Source organism: Planomicrobium sp. CPCC 101079 (genome assembly GCF_007859275.1).
GTDB lineage: Bacteria > Bacillota > Bacilli > Bacillales_A > Planococcaceae > Planococcus.
This window is the reverse complement of sequence record NZ_VOHC01000024.1, coordinates 231,839-257,545: the sequence shown is the minus strand read 5'-3', so window position 1 is coordinate 257,545 and position 25,707 is coordinate 231,839. Positions and strand designations below refer to the sequence as shown.

Annotated in this window: 25 protein-coding genes; 5 read left to right on the top strand and 20 right to left on the bottom strand. The window is 41.4% G+C overall.

Annotated elements, in window-relative coordinates; translation table 11 throughout:
* Window positions 1–30 precede the first annotated feature (30 nt).
* From FQV28_RS11465 to FQV28_RS11405, 15 genes are all read right to left on the bottom strand, one after another.
* Window positions 31–1,287, bottom strand: a complete 1,257-nt coding sequence (locus FQV28_RS11465; RefSeq protein WP_146496633.1) for a hypothetical protein — start codon at window positions 1,285–1,287, stop codon at window positions 31–33.
* Window positions 1,280–2,407, bottom strand: a complete 1,128-nt coding sequence (locus tag FQV28_RS11460) for a glycosyltransferase family 4 protein (protein ID WP_146496631.1) — start codon at window positions 2,405–2,407, stop codon at window positions 1,280–1,282. The genes FQV28_RS11465 and FQV28_RS11460 overlap by 8 nt, the downstream gene beginning before the upstream one ends.
* A 27-nt stretch (window positions 2,408–2,434) precedes the next feature.
* Window positions 2,435–2,860 (bottom strand): acyltransferase, encoded by a 426-nt coding sequence (locus FQV28_RS19645; RefSeq protein WP_304608785.1) that lies wholly within the window; start codon window positions 2,858–2,860, stop codon window positions 2,435–2,437.
* Window positions 2,861–2,915: 55 nt separating this feature from the next.
* Window positions 2,916–4,235 (bottom strand): oligosaccharide flippase family protein, encoded by a 1,320-nt coding sequence (locus FQV28_RS11450; RefSeq protein WP_146496627.1) that lies wholly within the window; start codon window positions 4,233–4,235, stop codon window positions 2,916–2,918.
* A gap of 80 nt (window positions 4,236–4,315) precedes the next feature.
* Window positions 4,316–5,638, bottom strand: coding sequence for a UDP-glucose dehydrogenase family protein (locus FQV28_RS11445; protein ID WP_146496624.1), 1,323 nt, complete (start codon window positions 5,636–5,638; stop codon window positions 4,316–4,318).
* 457 nt (window positions 5,639–6,095) lie between these two features.
* Entirely contained in the window at window positions 6,096–7,016 is a 921-nt protein-coding gene (locus tag FQV28_RS11440; protein ID WP_146496622.1) for a right-handed parallel beta-helix repeat-containing protein, read from the bottom strand.
* Between the two features lie 324 nt (window positions 7,017–7,340).
* On the bottom strand, window positions 7,341–8,081 hold the full coding sequence (locus FQV28_RS11435) for a DUF2334 domain-containing protein (protein WP_146496620.1): 741 nt from the start codon (window positions 8,079–8,081) through the stop codon (window positions 7,341–7,343).
* Between the two features lie 58 nt (window positions 8,082–8,139).
* Complete coding sequence (locus tag FQV28_RS11430) at window positions 8,140–9,129, bottom strand: GNAT family N-acetyltransferase (RefSeq protein WP_146496618.1); 990 nt, start codon at window positions 9,127–9,129, stop codon at window positions 8,140–8,142.
* A gap of 216 nt (window positions 9,130–9,345) precedes the next feature.
* On the bottom strand, window positions 9,346–9,993 hold the full coding sequence (locus FQV28_RS11425; RefSeq protein ID WP_255472909.1) for an acetyltransferase: 648 nt from the start codon (window positions 9,991–9,993) through the stop codon (window positions 9,346–9,348).
* A 211-nt stretch (window positions 9,994–10,204) separates the two neighbouring features.
* Window positions 10,205–11,110, bottom strand: coding sequence for an AEC family transporter (locus FQV28_RS11420; RefSeq protein ID WP_146496614.1), 906 nt, complete (start codon window positions 11,108–11,110; stop codon window positions 10,205–10,207).
* 405 nt (window positions 11,111–11,515) lie between these two features.
* The gene (locus FQV28_RS11415) at window positions 11,516–11,902 is read right to left on the bottom strand and encodes a VOC family protein (protein ID WP_146496612.1); all 387 of its coding nucleotides are present in this window, start codon (window positions 11,900–11,902) and stop codon (window positions 11,516–11,518) included.
* 536 nt (window positions 11,903–12,438) lie between these two features.
* Window positions 12,439–12,582, bottom strand: coding sequence for a hypothetical protein (locus FQV28_RS19250; protein WP_186763856.1), 144 nt, complete (start codon window positions 12,580–12,582; stop codon window positions 12,439–12,441).
* A 41-nt stretch (window positions 12,583–12,623) separates the two neighbouring features.
* The gene (locus FQV28_RS19245; RefSeq protein WP_186763855.1) at window positions 12,624–12,773 is read right to left on the bottom strand and encodes a hypothetical protein; all 150 of its coding nucleotides are present in this window, start codon (window positions 12,771–12,773) and stop codon (window positions 12,624–12,626) included.
* A 246-nt stretch (window positions 12,774–13,019) separates the two neighbouring features.
* A complete protein-coding gene (galE, locus tag FQV28_RS11410; protein WP_146496610.1) occupies window positions 13,020–14,078 on the bottom strand; it encodes a UDP-glucose 4-epimerase GalE in 1,059 nt (352 codons plus the stop codon).
* Window positions 14,079–14,834: 756 nt separating this feature from the next.
* Complete coding sequence (locus FQV28_RS11405) at window positions 14,835–15,038, bottom strand: hypothetical protein (protein ID WP_146496607.1); 204 nt, start codon at window positions 15,036–15,038, stop codon at window positions 14,835–14,837.
* A gap of 487 nt (window positions 15,039–15,525) precedes the next feature.
* Here FQV28_RS11405 and FQV28_RS11400 point away from each other — a divergent pair, with 487 nt between their 5' ends.
* Complete coding sequence (locus FQV28_RS11400) at window positions 15,526–16,899, top strand: LA2681 family HEPN domain-containing protein (protein WP_146496605.1); 1,374 nt, start codon at window positions 15,526–15,528, stop codon at window positions 16,897–16,899.
* Window positions 16,900–17,018: 119 nt separating this feature from the next.
* On the opposite strand, the gene FQV28_RS11395 is transcribed toward FQV28_RS11400, so the two are convergent.
* The 3 genes from FQV28_RS11395 to FQV28_RS11390 all read right to left on the bottom strand — a co-directional run bounded on the left by FQV28_RS11395 (window position 17,019) and on the right by FQV28_RS11390 (window position 19,438).
* Window positions 17,019–18,191, bottom strand: a complete 1,173-nt coding sequence (locus FQV28_RS11395) for an acyltransferase family protein (RefSeq protein WP_146496603.1) — start codon at window positions 18,189–18,191, stop codon at window positions 17,019–17,021.
* A 266-nt stretch (window positions 18,192–18,457) separates the two neighbouring features.
* Window positions 18,458–18,628, bottom strand: a complete 171-nt coding sequence (locus tag FQV28_RS19240) for a hypothetical protein (RefSeq protein ID WP_186763854.1) — start codon at window positions 18,626–18,628, stop codon at window positions 18,458–18,460.
* 27 nt (window positions 18,629–18,655) lie between these two features.
* A complete protein-coding gene (locus FQV28_RS11390) occupies window positions 18,656–19,438 on the bottom strand; it encodes a hypothetical protein (protein ID WP_146496601.1) in 783 nt (260 codons plus the stop codon).
* A gap of 241 nt (window positions 19,439–19,679) precedes the next feature.
* Between FQV28_RS11390 and FQV28_RS11385 the strand changes: the two genes are divergently transcribed.
* Together FQV28_RS11385 and FQV28_RS19525 are read left to right on the top strand one after the other, a co-directional pair.
* Window positions 19,680–20,975: a helix-turn-helix transcriptional regulator gene (locus tag FQV28_RS11385; RefSeq protein ID WP_146496599.1), complete on the top strand. Its 1,296-nt coding sequence runs from the start codon at window positions 19,680–19,682 to the stop codon at window positions 20,973–20,975.
* Window positions 20,975–21,100 carry a hypothetical protein gene (locus tag FQV28_RS19525; RefSeq protein ID WP_255472907.1) on the top strand — a complete coding sequence of 42 codons (126 nt, stop codon included), beginning with the start codon at window positions 20,975–20,977 and terminating at the stop codon, window positions 21,098–21,100. Before FQV28_RS11385 ends, FQV28_RS19525 begins: the two co-directional genes overlap by 1 nt.
* A gap of 255 nt (window positions 21,101–21,355) precedes the next feature.
* Here FQV28_RS19525 and FQV28_RS11380 read toward each other — a convergent pair whose 3' ends face one another.
* Window positions 21,356–22,315 carry a GNAT family N-acetyltransferase gene (locus FQV28_RS11380; RefSeq protein WP_146496597.1) on the bottom strand — a complete coding sequence of 320 codons (960 nt, stop codon included), beginning with the start codon at window positions 22,313–22,315 and terminating at the stop codon, window positions 21,356–21,358.
* Window positions 22,316–22,734: 419 nt separating this feature from the next.
* Here FQV28_RS11380 and FQV28_RS11375 point away from each other — a divergent pair, with 419 nt between their 5' ends.
* The gene (locus tag FQV28_RS11375) at window positions 22,735–23,664 is read left to right on the top strand and encodes a hypothetical protein (RefSeq protein WP_146496596.1); all 930 of its coding nucleotides are present in this window, start codon (window positions 22,735–22,737) and stop codon (window positions 23,662–23,664) included.
* 2 nt (window positions 23,665–23,666) lie between these two features.
* Window positions 23,667–24,095 (top strand): hypothetical protein, encoded by a 429-nt coding sequence (locus FQV28_RS11370; RefSeq protein WP_146496594.1) that lies wholly within the window; start codon window positions 23,667–23,669, stop codon window positions 24,093–24,095.
* A gap of 219 nt (window positions 24,096–24,314) precedes the next feature.
* Here FQV28_RS11370 and ilvA read toward each other — a convergent pair whose 3' ends face one another.
* Complete coding sequence (ilvA, locus tag FQV28_RS11365; RefSeq protein WP_146496592.1) at window positions 24,315–25,601, bottom strand: threonine ammonia-lyase IlvA; 1,287 nt, start codon at window positions 25,599–25,601, stop codon at window positions 24,315–24,317.
* Window positions 25,602–25,707: the final 106 nt, after the last annotated feature.

The following is a 25,707-nucleotide window of genomic DNA, read 5'->3' as shown; positions in this document are numbered from 1 at the left end:
AATCCAACCAACCAGCCTAATGAGAAGAATTTAATTTTTTCTCCATTCGCGCTGCATATACACGATATATATACAGGTACAAATCAAAAGGGATTGAATGGACCATTGATTTCTGGTGAATAGGGCCACTTCCTTAAAATTCAACATCAGAGACGAAAGCAAAACCAGCAAAGTAACCACTGCAATTTTCTTGTCCAATACATATGTTTTTAAAGCAATATTCATTGACAGCAGGTACACACTCAACATAATCAATAACCCGATTATTCCAATTGAAAAGATCAATAATACAAACCCGACATCCGAACTGATATACCCCATGTTTCCCCTGCCTGAATTCGAGGACCCAAAAATAAAAGTCAATGCATCAGTCGGCAAGAAATACATGCTTTTTATTGCAACAGTAGTTTCCGTGTTTCCTGAGTTGGTAAAAAATTGTGTAACTTCTCCCGCTTTTTCGATGGTATATTCACGAAAATATGCCGGCAAGAACTTCATCAGAAAAGTGAATGAAAAATAAAGCAAAGCACCTACTGCTCCGATTTTCATGAAATTGAAAGCTGTCTTAGCTATATTCTTTTTCTCTTTCTTGGTGTTGCCAAATAGCATAGCTAATGGGAAGAGTAAGATTAAGAATAATAATCCAGTTCTTCCGGTCAGGAAGATTGAAACCATTATCAATAAGGCACCCAAAAGATAAACTGGCTTCCAAACGCTTTTATTCACATGCTGCAAAAGATAAGGAAGCAATAAAAGACCGACCATCTGCACCACCGAAGTCGTAGAAAGTCCATAAGTCAAACCAGGGATTCGGTATCCTAATGCAATAGGGGTAGTATCGTTCACCACACTCATTGTAGAAGCCATATCGTATACCAGGTACCTTAGAGTGTCATTCAAATACATCAAAAGGATGATTACTGCATGCAGGCCAATGGACAGATAAATATGGTTTATGATTTGAAAAGAAAACTTTTTCCCGAACCGTCTTACATAGAGGTAGGCTATAGAGAAACCGCCAATGAAATTGATCATCGACCTTACGGACCTTAAAAAGATTTGTTCATCGGCAGCGCCATTCAAAATAACGATAACTCCAGAGTACAAGCTAATGACCAAAAGCAAGCTAATGATCAAAGCAATCAACTTCGGGAATGTTGGCCGGAGTATGATCAGCGTGATAAAACTTGTCACACAAGAAATAAGGAAAATAATATCCAGGGAACTTGTTATTTTCCAACCGAAGATAAATAGAAAAGTAGTTAAGAATAACAGTAGATTAGCCAAGTACCCGTTCCCCTCTCAATTTCCAAGTGAAATTTAGGGCTAAGTCATCAAAAGCTTTTTCGGCTATACTCTTTCTTATATCCGGATTGTTTTGCAATAACAAGATTGCTTCCACCCACTCATCAATGTCTGTGGGATTGCACAATATACTATTTCGTTCATGGGTCAATACTTCTTTTAGCACGGGAAGATCAGAAGCTACCATGGTTTTGCCATAAGACATGTATTCAAATATCTTTAACGGGGACATCCACTTGCTGATATCGCCTTTCCCGCCGGCTGCTGCCACTTTGTTTTGATAAGGAGCCAGAAAAATGTCTATGGAAGAATAATAATTGCATAACTCTCCATTCGGAACGAATCCGTAGAAAAATAGATTTTCAAGACCTTCGCATTTTTGTTTCCAATATTTCAGATCCTCTTCTTTCCCCCCGATGACATGAAAATTCACTTGCGGCATTTTCCTGGCTAATTCCGAGATGACTTCCATCCCTTTTCCTGGATACAAGTGGCCGATATACCCCACGTTCAATCCCTCGTTTGACGACATCAGTACATTGTTTTTGGGTTCATTGTTTTTTAGCTGGTCCTCTTTCGGGAGATCCGCCCCATCATGCGCAACGACGATTTTCTCGGGAGTTAAAAAGGGATAGATTCTTAAATATTCATTTTTCAAGGCTTCTGAAATAACTGTGAGGTGTTTAAAGTTTTTCTTCTGTAAAAGCATAGCTTCTAATCTTTTCCCAACCAAAGTTGCTGGAGGTTTATGCGCTTCGTATACGAGAGGTTTACCGAAGCCCGACACCGCTAGCAAACTATACAATTCTCTTCCGTAAAAAATATCAGCAGAAGCTTTCAATATATTTTTTCTTACCTGATTGGCATATAACATACCGCCTATGCCTCGATAAGAAGGCCATTCATTATGAACAACGTTAAATTTTTTGGATACACCATAGTATTCGAATACATCTTCGATTCTCTCATCTGATTTTCTGGCATATAAACTCACGTTATGGCCGTTTTCAACGAAAGCTTGGCACATTTTCATTACATGAACGCTATTGGCATTTTTTGAAGGTATTATAGATCCTGATAAATAGCATATTTTCAATCTCATTCACTCCCCTAATGTCTCAGCAAATAGTCAGGAACTTAATTTTTTTATAACTCTGGCTGGTACGCCCCCGACTAAACTGTCTCTTGGAACATCCCTAGTGACCACTGCTCCGGCACCGACAACCGAATTTTCTCCAATACACACCCCAGGATTTATAATCGCTCCAGTGGCAATCCACACATGATCTTCTATTACGACTTCTTCACTTTTATGAACCCTATCGACATTTTCATCATGTTCGAGAATCAGTGCACCTGTATTAATCACAACATAAGTAGAAATATGGACATCCGATCCGATTTTTATTTTGCCTCTCGCGTTCAAGTGCACGCCTTCATTCAGTGATACGTTTCGCCCCAATTCGATATTTTCAGGTTTGGCGATGATGACTCTCCCAAAAATTTTCAGATTCCCTTCATGCTGCAAGATGACTGAGTAATATCGCTTTCTCAACCCGTAATAGATTCTCCTAAGGCCGTAATAGAGCTTTCTGAGGGCAAAATGCTGCTTAATTGGGTTGGTTGATTTCATTCAAGTTCTTCCTCTCACTTCTAAAATAAATAACGTATAAAATTAACCAGATGGCATAAAACATGAAATAAGCAATTCCAGCGCCAGCTAATTGGAAATTTAATAAGGAGAAGTAAAGAATGATCAAATATAAAACGGAACTGATTGTAACGATATATAGATGTTGTTTAACCAACCCCATTGACAGCATCGCAGGAGCTATAGGCAAACCCACCATTGAGACAATCACGCCAAGAAAATACCAAACTAAAACTTCATAAGCACCACTATACTCAAGGCCCATTGTCAAAACGATAACTTCATTGCCGGCTATTACTATACCGAGCCAAGCAACGATTCCAATCGCTCCCATGATAAGCCCGATTACCTTTACAAGTCCGAAGAAATTGTTTTTATCGTCTCCAGACCAGTACTTTGCCAATTGAGGATAGATGGCTTGATACAACGGATCTGCAAGGCCATTTACTGTGGCAGCGATGCTTTTGGCAATTTTATAAACCCCTACCGTATTCGCGCCAAGCAAAAATTGGATCATTATAATATCCAGGTAATTGGGAACAATCTTAATGGTCCTTTGCAGGTTGGTCATCCAAACAAACTGCCAGATTCCCTTGAACTTTTCATTAACTTCTTTAAAAGAAAAATACAAACTGAATTTATTTCCGCGTCTTAAATATTCCTTCAAACCGAAATACAGCAGTAAACAATCGGCAATGATATCCGTTAACACCCAAACCAGTACAAAATGGATCAAATCCCCTTGGAGTAAACAGGTTATGGATATTAAAATCACTTTCACTATAGCTGTGATAATTTCTTGAAAAGCAAAAAGCTTAAATTTATCATATATTCTCAATAAAGCAGTGGGAGTGCCATTAATGTAAAACAGGATGACCACTGAATAGATGCTGCTATAGAGAATGACATCCTCACTGAAATTAAAGTAATGGCTAAAATAATGAATAAAAATAAGGCTGAGTATAAAACCAAGAATGGCACTTAGTAAATCCAAGAAAAAACCATAACTAACTAATAGTTTTAAATTTTTTCCATCCTTTTCTTGCGATAGTTTAGTGCCGTAATTGATAATGGCTTGCCATGGCTGAAAAGAAACAAAAGTGATCACAATTAAGACAAAAGTTTGTACAAAAACCAACGTACCAAAATTCCCTGTTCCTAAATATCTGGCAGTTAAAAACAGCGTGAATAAATTTATGAGCTTGGAAACTACGTTTCCACTCAATAAAATCCCGGTATTTCTGAATACTTTGGAGTATGGCGCCAGAAGCTTTTTCATTTCTCTTCCTCTCTAACCACGTTTAGTCAACGTATTATTATATATGCCGTACATAATAATCTGTTTGTCTTTGCAGCTCCCTAAACCCCTACTCCGTAATAGTTGAACCCTTTTTCAATCATCGTTTTTTTGTTGTAAATATTCCGCAAATCAAAGAAGTAATCGCTTCCCCCGATTTCCCTTACCTTATCGAAATCAAGGTTTCTGAACTCGTTCCATTCTGTCAGGATCACCGTAGCATCCGTATTTTCAATTGCTTCGTATGAGGTATCGCACCAAACAATGCTATCCTCAATATCTTTTAGCCGCCATGATCCTTCTTTCTGGCCTTCCGGGTCGTATATCTTTAATTTTGCCCCTTGTTTTACAAGTGCCGGCAAGATGACTAAAGACGGTGCATCTCTCATATCGTCGGTATTCGGCTTGAACGTCACCCCAAGAATACAAAGGGTTTTCCCTGATACATCGCCAAGGCCATTGATGATTTTATCGACCATTTTCTGTTTTTGCTTTTCGTTTGCTGTGATGGTCGTTTCGATCAAAGAAATATTTTCTCCGTTTTCTTCAGCAATCCGAGCTAGTGCAATCGTGTCTTTAGGGAAACAGCTGCCTCCATAACCCGGTCCGGAATTCAAGAATTTAGGGGAAATTCTGCCATCCTGCCCCATTGCTTTCGCAACTATCTGGACATCGGCCCCCACTTTCTCGCAAACATTCGCAACCTCGTTGATAAACGTAATTTTCATTGCCAGGTAAGCATTGGCTGCATACTTGATCATTTCAGATGTTTCAAGATCCGTTTCCACCAAAGGAGTTTCATTCAAATACAGCACGCGATAAACTTCTTTCATGATTTCGAGTGCTTTGGCGCTTTCCGCCCCTACAACCACTCGGTCCGGATGGGTGAAATCCCGTACAGCAGATCCTTCTCTTAAAAATTCAGGATTTGATACGACATCAAAAGAGAAATCCACTTCCCTTTCTGCAAGCGTAGTTTGGATCATTTCCTTTACTTTCTGCCCGGTTCCCACAGGGACGGTCGATTTATTGACAATTACTTTATAGCCATTCATGTAAGTTGCGATGTTTTTAGCGACTTCCAGAACATATTGCAAGTCTGCACTTCCGTCTTCTGCTGAAGGAGTACCGACTGCAATGAAAATCACTTCATTATCTTCGACGGCAGATTTGATATCTGTCGTAAAACTCAGGCGTTTATAATAACTGTTTTTTTGGACAATCGATTCTAACCCAGGTTCATAAATTGGGATCTTGCCGTTAATCAAATCCTGGATCTTCTCTTCGTTTATATCTACGCATGTTACCGTATGGCCGAAATCCGATAGAATTGCTCCTGATACTAAACCAACATACCCAGTTCCTACTACAGCTATTTTTGTCATAGTTTTCTCTCCAATACTGTTTGATAGCAATTTAAAAGGTTAAATATTTTTTTCTGGAATCAAAAGAAACAAAAAGTTAAAGCCTAAGCTTCCATAAAGGCTTAACTCTTTTTTTACAAATCCGCTTCGTCGAACCTTTCTAAATTTCCAAACCCATTACCTCTCTTCCGTTAAAAATCAGCTAATAGCTTCAAGTGTTTTCTCTTGTTAAGGTAGATACTAGTCTTCACAGGTTAAGAATTGGTTAAACTGTTTAAATATTTTGTTTTTTTAACCAAAAAAACTGCCTTTCGCTAGCCGTTTACCTTGGCTTGGCGAAAAGCATCCGGCTTCCTCTCGAACTATTGGAAGCTCCTGCGCTGATGAATTTTAAAAAAACTGCACCTCCATTGTCAGTTAGAACCAACAATGGAGGTGCAGTTTTAGATGGCGATCATTTTACTGTTCCAGCAACTCTTCAAAGGTCTGGCAGGAATTGCTCCTCGCCAATTTTTATCTCGCCTTCAATATTATCGGTTTTGGCTATTGAAATGCCATCTGTGATATTTTTCGAAGTATCGAGTGTTATGCTAACCTGATTTTCACTGTTTTCAAAGTTCTCTAAATAAATTTGAAAACCAAAGCCTTCATTATTCTTTGTAGCCAGATTAACAATCTCGATATTTTCTAAATGCTCTGTATTCGAATTAGGTTCTATATCAATTCCACTTTGCGGATCAGTTCCACTGGTGTTATTGATAACAGGATCCGTTATCTTTAGGTTTTTAGCGGATATAACAGAAATTCCTTGCCTCCGGTTATTTTCAAGCAGCGGGTCTTTTATAACAACATCTTTACTATAGTTTTGTTTTTCTGACGGCCCTATATAGATTCCATCTCCCCAACAATCTGTTATATTTGCATTCTCGATGGAAACACCGGTTGCGCCTTTGATGCTAATTCCAAAACCCCATTCTCCAGTTTCCCCGGTATGCTCCGTCCGTTCTCCTTGAATCACTGGTTTCCCAGTGATTTTTACATTTTCAACGTCGTGGATGCTTATGATTGCGTAGTTGTCTGCACCATTGGGCATAGCTTTTATTACAGCTCCGGACTCAAAATCCAATGTAATATTATCCTTTACTTTTATAGATTCGATTGCATCAACTAGATATGTTCCTTCAGCAATGGTCACTACTCCTCCACCCGCTTCGCTTACTTCATCTATTGCATCTTGAATTGAATTCGTGTCATCGTTTTTGCCATCACCTTTTGCGCCAAAATCTGCTACTGATGCAGCAGAATCTGCACCATTGTTTGCAGGTGACTTGTTAAAATAAAACAATGCCGTCATGGATATTAAAATCAAAGTAATAAAAACTTGGCTTTTACTGATCATGATCAGTCCCCTTTCGCAATTCCATTGCTTAAGTTTCTATTTTTTAAAACAGGGTTTTTTAGTGGCATTTATTTTTATTTCAAGTACCTCCATAGAAGGTGCAAAGAGCAGAGTTTTGGACTTTCATTGCATTAGAGGGAGTTTACCTGTTAAAATCTTACCCTTTTCAGGTTAAAGGCGGGTTAAATTACTCAACTTTCCTGTTATATAGTATTTCTTATCAGCTTTTTTCTGCAGATATACTTTTTTCAAGAATACGCAGAGGCAAAATGCGGAAGTCGTTAGAACACAGAAGACAAAAGCCGCCGGTATGCGATGCGTTTATTAACTATTTTGCAGGCCTCGTTTAAAAGATAGGGAGGTTTTAAAGAATGTACCTAAAAAAGTATTGACCGGGTTTTTCGTGGCATAGGTCTTCGCTTCTGAAAAGGTAATAATATGTTCTCTATTGGACTTGATAAAGTCTTCTATTTCGTCAATGCTCTCTTTGGTCATAGAGTTGAAGTGAATGCAAAATGTGTAAATGCCAAAAGGCATCCTCCGTTGGGTTGCAAATAGTTGTGGTACAAACAGGAGATCATCGTAATAGTAGGGATACAGCGCAAATCCATCAGTTATGGTAGTGATCCCGTTTTCCTTTAGAACCCGCAGCGTGTTCCGGTCCAAGGAATGCGATGGAGCCATGAAAGTATCGGTTTTAATATTGTAACTTTTGAACAATCTCATACCATTTCGTATTTTTTCATTTTGAACTTCAATTGGCAGACCTGAAAATTCACTTTGATTTTTTATGCCAAAAATTCCAGCCTCTTTTGTCACATACTTATGCTGATAACCATGCAAAGCAATTTCCCAGCCGTTTTGTTGGAGTTCCCTCATTTCATTCCAAAAATAATCTTCGTCTTTGAAAGCAAACTTTTTCAGTTCCGGGTCCTGATTGTCCGGTATGACACCGATAAGCGGTTTGACATTGTATTTATCGAATATCCTTTTTATATATTCGTAATTATCCCAGTCCATATTTGGCGCAATATCATCAAATCTAAAAATGTATTTTCCAGCCATCCCATTTCGCTCCTTTTATTGTGCAATTGCAATCAGTATTTTTCTGAGTTTCATAAAACTAACTGGCGCATGGATCGCTTTCCTTTATACGGTAAGCCGGAAAGCTGTCCGCTCCGCTCCCCATTTCCATGGCCTTGCACAACTTTCCATACATCTCTTCGTCCCAGATCCGGCGGCCAATGCACCATTTGAAACGGGTATGCTTACTGAACTGCCGCTTAAATGAGTCCACGTTATGGATCCCGCCATTCATGACAAGCCAGCCGCCGTCATGGATCATCGATGCGCCGTTGTCTTTCCCCCAAAGTGTAAGGCCAAAGCGCATAACATGAACCGGGTTTAAATAAGCAAAACCCGGATGGGCCACCGCCAGATGCGTATGCAAGACGCCTGCCGACAGGAAATTCAAGCTCATGCCGATCACTTGCTCTTTGTATACGGCTTTTACGAGCACCAACTGCTCATGGAATGCATTTCCGCACTCCTGAAAATATCCGAGGCCCGGTTCTCCTCCTTCCACCGCTTTGGTATAGAACTCCGTAAACTCCTCCAAGCTTTCCGGTTTTGCGGTGACGCGGTATTCCACTCCCGCTTCCAGCGCACTCCAGATCATATTTTGGCAGGAAAGGGAGAACTCTTCTCTGACCGGATCCGAAAAAGCCTTTAAATTCGTCCCGTATGTATCGCCCACCCAATCCGTTTCATAGCACCCCATAAAATCCACCGCATTTTCTGCCACCGGGTGGAACCGCACCTGTTCACAAACAATGCGGTTTTCTTTGCAGTACGCATCAAACGCCTGGACGAATTCGTAAACCAAATCCCACTCCCCGTCTTCTTCGCAGTCCAAAATGACCGGACCGCCGTAGGCAAATGGCGTTACCAGGTCATAATACGTCTCCCCTTCGATAGCTGCAGGAATTTCCCGCTTGATATACATATGACGGATGGTGCCTGAAGGACTGCGGAACTCGAATACTTCACACGTTCCGCCTTCCACCGCTTCATGCAGCCGTCCAAAATTTTCATCAAAATAAACTTCTTTCATAGCTTATAACCCCTCTCCGTCAACAAATCGCTCAATGGATTTTGCCAGACTTGTCCCTTGTTGAAACTAATACTAATGCGTAAAGGTTAAATGAGGGTTAAACTATTAGAATATTTAGATTTGTAAAATCGAGCTATTTTTCCAGACAATAAAAAAGCCAGCAGATGGGTTTTGAATAACCCGCCCGCTGACTTCTCCGCTGATTTTTATGGCTTTTTACCGAACCGGTTTTGCAGAAGCTGATGCCATCTTGATAACCTTTGCCGGAATACCTACGGCTGTTGAATGTTCTTCAATATCGTCAATGACGACAGCCCCAGCGCCGACAACGCTCCACTGGCCGATCTCCTTCAACGGAATAACGGTCGCCCCGGCTCCGATATGGACGCCTTCCCCGATCTTTACGCCGCCAGTGATCATGGCTCCTGGCGACACATGCGCATAATCGCCGACGATACAATCGTGTTCAATTACTAGACGGGTGTTTAATATCGCGTGGCTGCCAACCACTGCCGCCGCATTGACTATCACGCCTGGCATTACGACCGTGCCTTCACCGATTGCCGCACTCGGAGAAACGATTGCTTCTTTATGGATGACGGTCGCGTATTGGTCCGCACCCAACGCCAGACGCTCCACAATTTTTCTTCTTACTGAATTCGAACCGATGGCAATGACGACCTTTGCCTCTTCTTGCTCGATCAAGGTATGCACTTCAGATACCGGCCCCAGCCAGCAGCCGTCTTCTTTAAATGGTTCGGTGTATTTATCGTCCAGCCTTGCCACGACCCGGTTGCCGCTTGATGTTATGTTGTCTGCAATCACCCGCGCGTGGCCGCTGTCGCCTATCAATATGATGTTCACATTCAGTCCTCCTGGTTTCTGTTCACATAAGATTTCCCTGTTTAATAGGTAAAAGTATATGGTTCTTTTAATAGTTTTACCAGTGTATGAATACCTATCTATCATTAAACAAATACTTTTTATACTTTCCTGCTATTTTAGTTAAATACAGCATATGAAAAACCGAAGCCAGCAACCTTTTGGGCTGCTGGCTTCGGTTAATGTCTATGGCTTATACCATCAACAATAATAATGGAATCGTTACAATGCTCGCGAGCGTACTGACGAACATGGCGCTTGAAACCATATCCGGATTCATCCCAAATTTAATCGCAAGCAAAGTGGTCGTCGCAGCGGTCGGCGTGGCCGCGCCGATCAACAGCACTTTCGCTTCAAGCGAACCTGCCGGATAAATCAGCCCGAGCAACAGAAACGCCAGGGCCGGCAGCGCGACCAGTTTGAAGATTGTCGCTGTCCCGATAAAACTGAGCACATTCTTGATTTGGATCGACGCAAGCGTAACGCCAAGAAGCGTCAGCATCGTCGGAATGGATGCCTGGCCAAGCAGACTTGTCGCGTTCTCGACCGCCTGCGGAATCGGAATCCCGCCAATTTTCAGCACCAGCGCCAAAAGAATGGCAATAACTCCCGGCATCCGGATAACTTGCAGGAAAATGTCCTTTTTCGGCACCTCAGCATGGTTGGATGCGTAAAACACCCCCGCCGAATTCATCAGAAATGACTGCATCGCCAAATAGATGATGCCAATCGCCACCCCTTCCTCCCCGAAAGCGAAAAGGATGATCGGCAGCCCGTAATTCCCCGCGTTTGGAAATCCGCTCGCCAGCATCAACGTGTTTTGATAGACCTTGTCCCACTTAAGGATTTTGCCAGTCGCGTATACAAACAAAGCAAACAACAGAAACAGCGAAAAAGCGAAAAGGACAACCCGCCCGAAATCGCCCATGTCCATTTCAGACGTAGAAATTGAATAAAAGAAAAGAGCAGGGCTGAACACATAGATCGACAAATCGGATACCGACTTCGAATCGATCCGCATGTACCTGCCCACAACAAAACCGACACCCATCAACAGGAATACCGGCAAAACGACATTCAAAATCTCAACAATGACCAACTGACTTCACATCCGATGCTAGAAATGGAAGCAAACCACGCTTCCCATAATCGTTAATTGTACGGAAAGATGGATGAAAAAACCAGTTGGTTGAAGAAGTTGCGTTCTTTCTTTCACTAATCAGGTTCATCGGAAGCTGCCGTTTCAATGCAGAGCCTTAAAGAGTGCTGAAAACCGCTTTCAGCTCCGAACAATGCTGCTTCCAATATTTTCTTCATGAAGTTTTCGCGTTTTATCATGCACTATTCCCGTTTCTACATGAACTCTTCAGCTTCTTACAAGCCTATCTGCTTCTTCTACATGCGTTTTCAACATTTCTATATGCATTCGTTTAAAAGCGCAAAAAATATGGCCATAAAACCAGGAAAGTTAAATTTCTTTCCTATATATAGCTGTCAAATCGACTCAAAGCTGGCTAAGCGCACAAAACGCCCCTTCCGGATACTCGATCACCGCAAAGCTGCCCGTCTTCACTTCCCCTTTGAGTTCGGTATGGATGACTCCCCCCAGTTTCTTGCACGCTTCAAGGCTCGCATTTAAATCATGGACACCAAAATACACCAGCCAAACAGGCGGCAGCCCTTTGTTTTCTCCCGCTTGATGGCAAATTCCCGCAGCCGGCACTCCGTCCGACGCTTTCATCATATAGTCTGCATAGTCGCCCATCGCAACATCTTCATGTGTCCAGCCAATGACTTGTTTAAAAAAGTCCCGTGTCACTTCCGCGTGCTCCACAGTCAAATCAGTAAAAATGATCTTGCCGGCAGGAGGAGTGGTTTGGCGTTCTTCCATTTTGGATCACTTCGCTTTCTATTATTTTTATAGAATTTCCAGAGATGCCGCATATCCGTGTTGCTATTCGTGCTTTTCAGCTTTATCCGTTTGCTGTCTAATCACTTACTCAAAGCATAATAAAATTTTATCATCAAAGCCTTTAAATTAACAGATATTTCAAATAATAAAAAAGGCGTCGTCAAGATGAAGACGACCCCGTTTAAATATGAGTTAGCCAAATTAAACTGAAGCGTAATCTACGATAATACCGTTTCTTCAACAATCAGCAATTCATCTGCCATCCCTAAAAAGAATGTCCTAACAACTGAAAACCGCCTTTCTTGAAATCTTCTTACAGGAAAGGTTGCCGTATTGCTAATCGTGCAAACGTTATTTTTGCACAATCTCCTTGAGTAACCTTGGCTTCTCAAGGAGACCATTTAGAATAGCTGCCTTTTTACTCCTGCGCGCCAATGTTCCATAAAACTTTGAGCCAACGCATTAAAACCCAAAAAGCTTACTCTAGCTAATAGTAGAATAAGCTTCTGTCCATTTTATAATTCCTTAATCAATTCATTCAATTTCTTCCGATGATGGGCAATCTTCTTTAAAATCTTCGTACGCATCTTCTCATCCAACGCGCCTTTGAGCAGCACTTCCAGATACGCAATTCTCACTTCCCGATACTTTCTACGCATTCGGCACCACCTCATTGGCAATTGCCAATATTGTACGATTTTCAACCGGCAGCTGCCTGATAGGTCTCCATGTCCGCCATCGAACAGGAATAGAGCCATTCCACTTCATCCAGCAGGAATCGGCTGTTCTTCGGTGACAGCATTTTAACGACAGGATAGGATTTCTTCACCTCATAAATGGCTAAGATCATCGCATTATGTATCTTTTCTGATGAGGCAATTTTAAGCTATTTCTTGGTTCGCTTTTTGATAGGTACTTTTTTGTATGCTACCGGCATCAATCAGCTGAGTTATTCTTACAGTGGAGACATTCAACTTCTAACAGGCACTTTAGGATTTAATTTGTCTACTGCAATTTGATTTGGCTTAGAAGAAAAAGGACACCCGGAGGCATACAATGTTCTTCGTCTTATCGAAACACTTCTTTTTATTATTCATCAAGTTTGTTTTATAGAAGGAGAACTTAGAAAGCTTATTGACTCTACCGTTGTTTGATAGCCATCAGGGTTTTCAGATTGCCATCTCCAGGCGTCCTTGCACATTTTCTTCAAATCTTTTTCGGCACGCCAGCCTAAAATCACTTTCGCTTTTTCTGGATTTGCATAACATACAGCGACATCCCCCGGGCGCCTGTTGACAATTTGATAGGGAATCTCTTTAGAAATGACTTCACTGAAAGTAGTCACCAAATCCAAAACACTGTAGCCAGTGCCTGTACCGAGATTGAAAGTTTCGATTCCTTTAAAGTTATCCAGATAATTTAATGCTTTTACATGCCCTTTTACTAAATCAACTACATGAATATAGTCCCTGACACCTGTGCCATCATGAGTGTTATAATCGTTGCCAAACACTTGGAGTTTTTCTCTTTTTTCAATCGCAACTTGGGTAATATAAGGCATTAAATTATTGGGAATGCCAGTAGGGTTTTCTCCAATTCTGCCGCTCTCATGTGCTCCTATTGGATTAAAATACCTTAAAACTGCAATTCGGCACATGGGGTCTGAAGCACTCAAATCCCGTAAAATTTCTTCAATCATCAGCTTCGTGCGGCCGTATGGATTTGTGGCAGATAAAGGGAAGGATTCTTCTATCGGCATTTTCAAAGTGTTTCCATACACGGTAGCTGATGAACTGAAAACTAACTTTTTCACATTGAACTTCTTCATTAGTCTGCATAGATTAAGCGTTCCGGTTATATTGTTGTGATAATATTCCAGTGGGATGTCCACGGACTCCCCGACTGCCTTCAAACCAGCAAAATGCATCACAGCGTCTAGTTTGTAGGAAGAGAAAATGTGATGCAACGATTCGTAATTCAATAAATCAACTTTATGGAAAGGAAAATCTTTCCCAGTCAATTCCTTAATCCGACGGATAGCCCCTGCTCCACTATTAGAGTGGTTATCCACTATTACAATTTCATAACCAGCATCCAATAATTCTACTGCTGCGTGACTGCCTATATAACCGGCCCCTCCTGTTACTAAAATCATCGACATTCCCCCTTCGAGTTTTTTGTTCTGTGCTCGGTCTTTCTCACATGCCCCTACATAAAAACTTAAAATCTAGCTTGACCATTAAAATATATTTAATATTCAGAATATTTAATTTACTTTTATAATTTTAACTCATTGAACTTCTTTTTTCTACTTAATCCAGTATTTTTTTAAAAACAGCTAAATTGTCAGTCCTCTTCTTATGTTCAAACAATACAAAAGCCTCAAGAGTCTAATGCGTTTTTTTTTTTGCTCACAGCAGTTTGTGCTCCAATTTCTCATGCTTTAAATGAAGCTATTCTGTTTACAGAAACAAGTACCCCTGAGCACTGTATAAATTTGCTAATGGACCGATTTCCAGTATTTTCTTCATAATTTATTCATCCTCTTTCATGCACTTTTCAAGTTTCTACATTCACCCTTCAGCTCCCTATATAACTTTTCGAACTCTCTTCATGCTGTTCCCGCGTTTCTTCATGTACTTCCTGCAAAAAGACAAAAAAGCTGCCTCTAGAAACCAAACAGGTTCCTGGATGCAGCCATTAGTTTATTTCATTCAATCTATGGTAAACTCTCTCTTTTAAGCTCAATCGCATTGTATTCATGTAATTGCCTCTAGTATGCCCCCTTGGCTTTTCCTCTAAAATAAAAACTCCCTACTCAAAAGCCATTGCGCTTTCGTAATAAGGAGTCTTCTGCAAGTATTTGCATTACACAGATGGAACTGTTGCAACAAAGGGATATGATCTAAACTTATTCCTTCTCCCGATCCTCCTCTGCCTGTTTCCGTTTGCTATACTCCATCGCACCTGCATCATGATCAATGTCATCGTAATTGGTTGCTTCGTTATCGCCATCGAACATGTCTTTTACCTTCTTGGTGGCTTTGTCGGTCAAAGATTCGTTTGCTCCTATGTTTGATTGGGGCATTCGCCCTGCTGTGCCTTTTCTTGTCATTGGAAATCCCTCCTAGTTAAACTCTGTTACTAGAGTTTACCCGCAATTGACAGAAATAATCGCGGTAACTGCCAATTGGCCCTTTTCAAATCAACTGGCAGTAAATATTCCGTTCTCAATTGAAGTGAAATCTGCTAACAATATTTTCTTCATGAAGTTCTGGCATTTTATCATGAACTATCAGCGTTTTAACATGAACTTCCGAGTTTTCTACATGACTTTCTAAATTTTCTACATGCATTTCATGCCTGTTAACTGGCCTTATGCATGTTTTGCATCTTTGGCATGGTTCATGCGGTCGCTTTCTACCTGAAATGGTATCGAATAGAGTTCTCCAAAGAAAAACCCACTATATAGTTTTTTTCTTTTATCTTCACCATATCGCTTTACTTGTATCTGATGCTTTCCTTTACAATAGACCTACAAGGACTTGGTTGCTTGATCAAGAACAACCGAGCCTCACCAGCATATTCCAAGGAGGGTTTTCATGTCGACGATAAATGACATCATCCAATCAGAAGATTATGGGCAGTTTGAGATAAAAGAAATCTACCAGGCAGCGCAGCTGCTGTTGCAGGAGTTCCAGAAAACGAAGCAGGAACCGGAAAAACTGGGAGACCTGATCACTCATTTGAAAAAGCGGCTTGAAGGCCAGGCGGCGTATCCGCTGCCAGTAATGCTGGAATGCAGCCAGCTCGGCATCCGGCACCAGCTGCAGCAAGACTGGAACAGCCCGATGAAGCAGCGCCAGCTGTTTTTGTTCGAAAGCCTGTACTTCCAGTTCCGCGGCAGAGTGCCGGCGCCCGTATGGAACCAGATCTGTTTGAACTATGCAGAGACACTGATTTATGTTGGACGTGCGATTGAAGGGCTCCAAGTGGCAGAAGCAATGATTGAGGCGGCCAATGATCCTTCGTTTGCCAAAAAAGACGGTGAAAAGGGCTGGGGCCTGTTGTTTTATTCCACTTTCCTGCAGGACACCGTCGAGAAGGCCGAAGCGCTTCATGCAGCGCGTGATTTTCTCCGGCGGTCGCACGAGGCAATTGGCAGCGAAAACGGACGCGCCCTTTACGCGGACCGGCTGAAGCTCGCGGAAAATATGCTGGAAAAGCTCGGTCCGGTCGATGTAACCTCGGGCTATAAACCGAACTTTTTTGAAGGCCGCGAGAAGGAATACCGCGATTGGTGCGCGGAACACCGGCTTCTGCTGAATAACGCTAACGAATTCGATCCGGGCGGCATGATGAAACTCGATACGCTCAGCTACCGCCACAAGGGTGACGACAAGAATCACGGCGAGTTCCTTTCCGGCTATATGGACGCGCTCGTTTCCGAGTTCACGTCGCTCCGCTGGACGCTGTTCGAGGCGCTCGAACAAGATGCAAAAGAGCCAAACCGCAGCGAGCGGCTGAAGAGCGTCTTCCGGCAGGCATTTTCCCTGTTCGATAAGATTGCCTCTTTCCTGAACCATTATTACAAACTCGAAGTGCCGGAGCAGCGTGTCGGCATGCAGCGCATCTGGTTCCAGGAAGAACATCCGAAAAAGCCACTCAAGCCCTTTATCCAGGACTCAAAAAATGCCGCATTAAAAGCGCTCTACTGGCAGGCAAAGGAAGTGTTCGGCTATGAACGCTCCGAGCAGCAGAGCATCCCGATGCTCCGCACGCTTGGGCTGCGCTACCAAATGGAACGCAGCTTTGTGCAGGTCATCGACTCGCCGGAAGAAGTGGCGAAAGAAGGCGAACTCCGGAAGCATCAGATGACGCGGCTCGAGCTTGAGCGCCTGGCGATGTCGATGGCGTTCCGTGCAAGGAATTCGTTGATGTACCTGGGTTTTGCGCTGAGGTTGGAGAAGAAATAGAGAAAATGGAAAAAAGCACGGGCAGCTGGTATGCTGTCCGTGCTTTTCAGGCTGTCGAGAAAAGTTGCTAGTTATTTCATTGCGCTCCAGACGGACGCGTTCCATACCGGTCTTTTTCCTTATTCAGCAGTTTCCTCCAAATCCACCTTCGAAACTTGTTTTATTTCCAATTCGCGTTCCCTAAATTTCTTTATTACACGTTTCCCCCAATTGATAGAAGGTTCTTCAACCCAATAGTAAGCAATTGCTGCAACGGCAATCGACAAAAGCAATGAAATTGAGAAGATGCTTATGATATGAATTTTTCCATGCAACAAATAAACCGCCGGCAACAAGACCAACATATGATACAAATACAAACTGTAAGAAATCTTCCCCAAAAACAAATTGGCTTTCAAATTCAAAAAACGTGAAAATACGTTAGATGTAAAAGTCAATAGTATGATGCTGGACGCCCCTAAAATGATCACCCAGTCATCCAAGACATGGATGATCCGAAAATCCCTGAAGAACCACCAAGGGTACGTGAGCAACAAGATTCCGCTAATCAATAATGTGTAATTTTTAACTTTAAATTTGGCGACAAGGTCGAGCAATAGAAAACGATATTTTGCGAGCAGTGCTCCAACAATAAAGACCAGTAAATAATGAATGGAATATAAAATACTGATGCTTGAAGCTCCGGTAAGCTTGATCAAGACTGTGGCAATCAGAGAACAAGCAACCGCTGCCCCGACAGTTTTCCATAACTTATTTTTATTCATAAACATTACGACAAAAGGAAAGATCAACGAAATACGCATTTCGTGGATCAGCGACCAAATGGGAGAGTTGAATGTCCGCGTCGTATATTCGCCTAAGAAAAGGATGTGGCTAAGAATGATTCCAGCATCAATCGCGTTTTTCCACAAGTCATTGAATCCACTGCTTAAACCCGAGATTCCCCTCTCCTCGATGATTACCCTTAACAGGATTGCAATAAAAATCGAGATGATATACGGAATATAAATGCGGAAAAACCGTTTAATCACATAGTCCGTATAGCTGAACTCTCTTCCTTCTTTAAAAAACGGAAGAGATAACACAAAACCGCTTAATATAAAAAAGAAAATGACCGCTTCATGTCCGGCCCAAAGAATATGCAGTGGTGTATAAGTGAAGAGATCAATCCAGAAATTCTCAGGCGCTGTATAATCTTTGAAAGCAGGAAGTATAAACAAAAAATGGTGAAATACTACAATGAGAGCCGCAATTCCCCGCAAGGAATCCAATTCTTGAAAACGCTGATTCATTTTGTCCCCTCCAAATGTAATAGAATAAGTTTATTTTATTACATTTTAAGGAATTAAAATAGTTAATTTTTTATATTTTCAGTTAATTATCATATTATCTCTACTGGGCTCCTGTCTTTTGCTTTTGCTAGCATTCATTAGTTCCATTTCGTCCCCCTTGCACAGCCAAATTATAGCTATTTAGTTTTCCCGCTAAATTTTTACTGTCAACAAAAAAGAGCAGTTCAAAAGATCGTTGAAATAATCTTTTGAACTGCTCTTTATAGTTACGTATTTTTCGCCTTTCCATTCCGGAAAAACATCAACATCAAAAGTACGATAGCTACTACGAAAATCGCAACGTACACAATTGATAGCGGGATATTAATAATCTCCAATAAGCTTAAGGCCAGCAAGACTCCCAGCAGGATAAGAATAATTGATAAAAGATTTTTCAATGCTTCGATACCTCCTTTTTAACGCTCTTACATTCCAGCCATGCCGATGCAGTAGGCAATGACTCCCTCAGTCAATAAACCCGCTCCCAACAGACACGGTACGCATCCTGCCCCTGCGGATCCAATACAAGCAAACCCGCAAATGACAGAAAGGGAAGTTATGGCCCAACCAGCAATCCCTTGGCTTGACAGGCAATCGTTAAAGTTGCTCCACCAGCCGGCTTCAGCCGTTTGGGGCTGTAATAACGATAACATTGAATTGGATTTTGTACTAACCTCTTTCTTTTGAGGTTCCGTATTAAAATCTTCTTTAGAAAGCTGCAATTTTTGCTTGTTTAGCAATTTGCCATTCGATACAAGCTCAATTTCTGAAGTATACTTTTTGTTGTCGCCTACTATTTTTACTTCGTAATAAAATTCCAGTTTTCCTTCTTTGAACCCTGCAGTAAAGAAGGATTTGTTCATTTCGTTCTCAACATTTTTATAGTTTATCGGCAAATAAATCAACGAATGGTCTTCGCTCATTTTGCCGCTTACTTTCGTAAAATCCAATGTTCCATGCGTCCCCAGCTTTATTTCTTTCTTCGCTAAGAGACGCTTTAAGTCGTCTTTCATTGCAGTTAGGCCTACTGAGTCAATACCCGAATAAGTTTCTTCGAATTTTTCAGCGTTCTCAAAAACGACTTCCAACTCCTTGGTGGTTTGATCCACATCAGCATTTGCCTTATTTAATGGACTAATTGCAGAGCCTATAAATATCACAGCAATCATACTAAACGTTATTAACAATTTTAAAGAAAACTTTTTCATCATTTTTCCCCTTTCAATTTTCCTTCGCCTTACTTATGTACATGACCAAACCTCTATTTGAAGCTTCTTTCCTCCCTTCTCTATTTAAGTCTAGCGAATTGTGCACGGTAAACACATGGCTACAAGTTGAAACATCTTTTTGTTAAAATAAACTTTATGTGGTATTTAAAGGAAAAAAGTTTCACATTAAATTGATATAAAGCAGAAAATGAATGAGATAAGATAAGAAAGGAGCAAGTGAATGCAAAAAATTGGCCATTTAATCAAAAGCGAAAGAACCAAACAAGGCTGGAAACAGATCAATTTAGCAAAAGGCATCTGCACTGCTTCTTATTTAAGCAAGATAGAAAGCAACAGCATAAAACCAAGCCAGGAAATTCTTGAGTTATTATTGAATCGGTTAGGAGTTTCGGTTGAAGATGGTTTTTTGGAGGAGGGCAGCAGCGAGCAAGACGTATTAAAAAAATTTAAGGAAATGTATTTTGAAGTGACCGCTAATAGAAACCAAGCAGTCTTAAAGAAGAATAAAAGCTTTGTGTTTGAAAAAACCTACTTTTTTAGCAGGGAAAATGATTTTTATACATACCAATTAATTCTTTTTAGACTCTGCTTATCCAGTGAAGAGCAAAACTCAATGGAAAGCATCATAAAGGATTTAGAGAGCGGTTATTCAACTTTCAATGACTATCAAAAATATTACTTCTATAAATATATGGGCATTTTTTATTACCAGTCCCAGAACACCATAAAAGCAATAGACGATTTGGAAAAATCTCTGCATTTACTTAAAAGACTGGTTTTAGAAGATTGGGAGATTGCGGATTTCCATTACATATTAGGATTAGTCTATTTATCAAATTCTCAATTAATGTCCAGTATCGAATACATAACAAAGGCTTTGGAATTCTATAAAAATGGGTTCTATTTTAATCGGCTTATCGATACCTATATTTCGATGGGCATCGCATATAAAAGAGCGAGAAGGTTTGAGGAGGCATTAGAAACCTTCAACTTAGCAGAAAAGGTGGTAAACGCGGTAAACCTTTCCAACTATAAAGGAATCCTGCTGCAAAATATGGGGGCTTTATATTCCTCAAAAGGTGAATCTTCCAAGGCCATAAACTATTTTTCGATGAGTCTAGACAAAAAAGAAGATATAAAAGGAAAAATAATTTCACTCTTTTCACTGATCAACGAATACTCAAAACAAACCGACTCGAAGCAAGTTGTGGAATTATGTGAAAAAGCAACCGCATTAATGGATGGCGACAAGACGGCTTTTGTCGAAAATTATTCTAAAAAAATAGAGGTTTATAAATGTCTGCACAGCAATGATCCAGCATTCGAAGAAACTTGTATCTATGCGATTGACTATTTTGCTGCTGTGTCTGATTTGAAAAGTGTAAACAAGTTTTCTCTTTTATTGGCTGACTATTTTTATGAAGAGAAAAAGTATAAACAAGCTGCCAACTATTACAGAAAATCAACTGATGCAATTAAAAATATAATGGATATAGACTTTTGGGAGGACTTATAATGAAAACTAAACTTTTAATCCTTTTTTCGACAATACTCTTTTTTTCAACACCTACGGACAACTTAGCTCCAATACAATATGCTGAAGATGAATTGCCAGGAATTGTTTCCATTGAAGTTTACTAAATCTTAATCCCACTATGCTGGCATTTGGATAATTGTTCCATTTAGTGCTTGACTCAAACCTTTACTTTGAGCTAAAGCGCTTTTAAAGAAATTAGCTTTTCAATACTTGGACGCAATTATAAAATCCTGATGCCCCTACACAGAAGTGAGGCACCGGTTATTACATCGCCGGTGCCTCGCTTTTTTTCTCATATGGTCAACGAGCAGTGATCCAACTATGCCGTTCACGCATAGATGTATCGCTATCAAAATTTATTAAGCAAAACTATACACATCCGTCTCCCCGTTTTCCGCAACGCCGCACAACTTCCGGTAAACCCCTCTATCCCACACCCGCTGCCCGATGCAATACTTGAAGCTGGTGTTCTGGCTGAATTGTTTTTTGAAGATGTGCATGCCGGTTGCTTTAGGATCGATCAGCCAGCTGCCGTCAAGCAGGAGGTCCACACCCTGTTCTTTTCCCCATAACGTGAGGCCAAAGTGCATGACGTGTTCCGGTGATAGATAGCAAAAAGAAGGATCGACCACAGATAGATGGGTATGCAAAATATTGTTGGCAAGAAAGTTCAAACCCATGCCGATCACTTGCCCTTTGTACACCGCTTCCACAAGCACAATCTGCTCACGAAATGATTTCCCGCATTCCCAAAAAAAGTCGGCCTTGAATTTCTTTTCGCCTTTGTCAGCAAAAGAAGAATAGAATTTATAAAGCTGATGGAGATTTTTCGGCTTTTCCGTAATCCGGTATTCGACGCCTGCCTCTAAAGCTTTCCAGACAGCCCTTTTAGCACTCTCAGAGAACTCCTCCTGCACCGGATCTGCAAACGCCTGTAGATCGGTCCCGAATGCTTCGCCGATATAATGGAGATCATAACAGTCGGCACACGCTTCCGCATTACCTATGACCGGATGAAAACGCACGTATTCCCAGACAATATGGTGGTCCTTGCAGTACCGTTCAAATGCCAGAGCGAATTCATAAACCAATTTCCGTTTATCGCCCTCTTTGCAGCCGGCAATCATCGGCCCCCCGTATCCACAAGGCGTCACAAGTTCATAGAAAACCTTTCCGCCCATCCTGATTGGAATCTCCCGCTTGATAAACACGTGCTTCACCGTTCCTAAGGCATGAAAGAAATCAAACGCCTCGCACGTTCCGTTTTCCATCGCTTCATACAGCCGGCCAAAGCTTTGATCAACATACAAGTCTCCCATCGTCCTAGCCTCTTTCCTTTGAAGGATCCCGTTGGCTCTTTATGGCCCCAGTCTTTCCATTGTTAAGACGAATACTAGACCCGGCAGGTTAAAAGCTGGTTAAAATAATGGAACCCGCTGGTTGAAAAAATCAAAAAAACAGCATATTTTCACCAATATTCTGTATGCCCTTCAATTGTGACAACTCATCTTATTTGTTTTTAAAAAAACATCTCCAAAAACCATCAAGATTATTAGAAAGGGATTTATTCGTATGCAGTGCAGTTAATAATTAAATTGTTTCCAGCACAAGAACACGTTTCACCACTTATTTCTAATACCTCTTTTAAAAGAAGAATATGTAAACTATAATAGGCTAAACTACACACATAAATCTTATAACTTTGCGTGCTACTACTAAGGCAAGGGGAAATTAATCAATGGGAGTATTAAAGAATATCGTTAGTTTTGGAGCGCATGGACGAATCGAAAGAAAAATCGAAGAAAACGATGATTTGCAGACTGAATATCAACAGTTACACGCCAAAATGGAAGACAAAAGGATACAAGTAAATGACAAATTAGAAGAAGTGATAGCAGCTAAAATCGCTGCAGTCAAATCCCTTAAAAAGATCAGCAAGCTTTCTAAAAATCTGCAAAGCAAAGAACGAGATATCGTGGACCAAAAGTTTGAGAACAGTATGGGTACAGTCAATTTCAATCAAATTGATGCCACAATCACAGCAGGCACCATGGCAATGAACGCTTCTAAAGGATTATCCACCGGTGTAGGCACAGCGGTCGGCGCCTGGGCTTTGGCTTCGACCTTTGGAACCGCTTCAACTGGAACTGCATTAGCCGGGCTATCCGGAGCAGCAGCGACAAATGCTACTTTGGCATGGTTTGGAGGCGGCGCTTTAGCTGCTGGCGGTGGCGGCATGGCAGCAGGAACTGCAGTTCTCGGAGGATTGGTTGCGATTCCCGCTCTTGCATTAACTGGAGTTTTTAGCCATATCCAAGCCAATAAAAAAATTACTGAAATTGAAAAGAATATGGCAGAAGTGATAAAGTTGATGGATCAAGTTCAAGCCAATATATTAAAAATGGACTTAATAAACGAGCGCTCCGAAGAACTGATCCTCTCTTTAGAGAAATCAAATCAAGTTTTTGAAGAAGAGTTCCAAAAAGTTTTCAAAGAAATATATAGAGTGCCATTCATATCCAGGTCCGTGAAATGGATGCGGAAAACACTGCTGAGAAGAAATTACTTTTCAAAGAAAGATTACGAAAACATTGCTTACATTGGCGGCATTGCAAGCAACTTTGCACTTTTAATAGACACAAAAGTTTTCGAAGAAGAGGAGCAATGATTATGTTTGAATTATCCAAGGGTTCATCAAAAAAGAATTCTGCTCAAGCCTTAAAGAGGCTAAATGAAGTTTCTCATGTACTCCCGAACGCTGATGTAGTAGATATATTTTCTAAACTAACGGATGCTTATGTAGAACACAAAGTTACTGAACGTGAACTCGCAAAAATCCAAGCCCAAAAAGAAATTCTCTTAACAGAGATTGAGAAAAAATATGATCTTTACCGCTATATCTTCGAACAACTTTTTGATGAAAGAAAGGCCGGAATCAATAAATCTTTTGAGATTATTGACAAAGGGCTTAAAGAAAACGACAAGGAATTAATTAGTACAGGAATGCAGGGACTGAGTAAAATTGTTTCCACTAGTCCTTTTGCTAATTTGGACCAATTAACAAATGCGATTGAAGGCAATCGAGTGATTGAAATATAAGAGTGGCCATGTTTTTACAATGCAAAAAAGCATTCGCTGTTCCTAGAAGTTATAGGAAAGCGGATGCTTTTTTCAATTTCATCGAAAATCATTAGTTCACACTTTAATTTGTCTACTTATTTAGAATGCCACGCCCAAGCACTCCCAATAATCGCGCCCAACTCATACTCCGGTTCCACCCAAGCGCCTTATGGATCTTCTCAGAAGAAGATTCCCTCGTCAAATCAGCAAGTTAAACAACGTCGGGTCATTGTTGATCTCCTTATAGGGAAATCCATTTTCGTCCATCCGTTTCACAAGCGGCCCGTAGTCTTCCCGGCACTTCAGTTCAATGCCTACGATGACGGGACCTGCTTCGCGGTTGGTCCGTTTTGTGTATTGGAAATGCGTGATGTCGTCCTGCTCTCCCAAAACTTGGTCCATGAACTTGCGCAGTGCGCCGGCACGCTGCGGGAACGTGACGATGAAATAATGCTTCAGCCCTTCATAAATAAGCGATTTTTCTTTAATCTCTTGCATCCGCTCAATATCGTTGTTGCCTCCGCTGATGACACATACCACATTTTTCCCTTTGATTTCTTCCTGATAGAAATCCAGCGCCGCCACCGACAAAGCACCCGCCGGTTCCACTACAATCGCATTTTCGTTGTACAGCTGCAGAATGGTCGTGCAGACTTTGCCTTCGGGTACAAGGGCGATAGCATCCAAAACGCCGCTGCAGATGGCCACCGGCAACTCGCCGACCTGTTTAACAGCTGCGCCGTCGACAAATGTATCAATCGAATCGAGACGGGTCACTTTGCCATTGTCAAGCGATGCCTTCATACTGGCAGCTCCCGCAGGCTCAACCCCAATCAGTTTCGTGGACGGGCTGATTCCTTTCAAATACGTTCCGATGCCTGACGCCAATCCGCCGCCGCCGATAGCACAAAACGCATAGTCGACCGGCTCCTGCATGTCGTTCAAGATTTCCACTGCCACGGTGCCTTGGCCGGCTATAACCAGGTTGTTGTCAAACGGATGGACAAACACCTTTCCTTCGGCTGCACCAGATTCCACTGCCGCTGTATAGGCATCGTCAAACGTGTCTCCTGTAAGGACGACCGATACACGATCGCCGCCAAAGCGTTTTACTTGGGAGACTTTTTGGCTCGGGGTTGTCAGCGGCATGAAGATTTTTCCTTCAATCCCTAGCGCAAAACAGGAATACGCAACGCCTTGGGCATGGTTGCCGGCACTTGCACAAACGACTCCTTTGTTCCGTTCTTCTACCGGCAGGCTGCGGATGAAGTTATAAGCCCCGCGCAGCTTGAATGAACGCACCACTTGCAAATCTTCCCGTTTCAAAAAGACGTTGCAGCCATACCTGGCAGAAAGAAGTTCATTTCGCTGCAAAGGCGTTTTGGTCACTACGTCTTTGAGCGCCTGATTCGCCACCATGATCTCTTCGATAGATACTTTCGACGACATTGCTTTTTCCAATTCTTCGATGTGGTTTCTAGCCATATGGATCACCTTCTTGGTTTAGTATTTCCTTACTCTACCATAATATATTGCATATTTGAAAAGAAAATTCGGACAATATTGTTATTACTCTTGAAGCAGCAAGAAG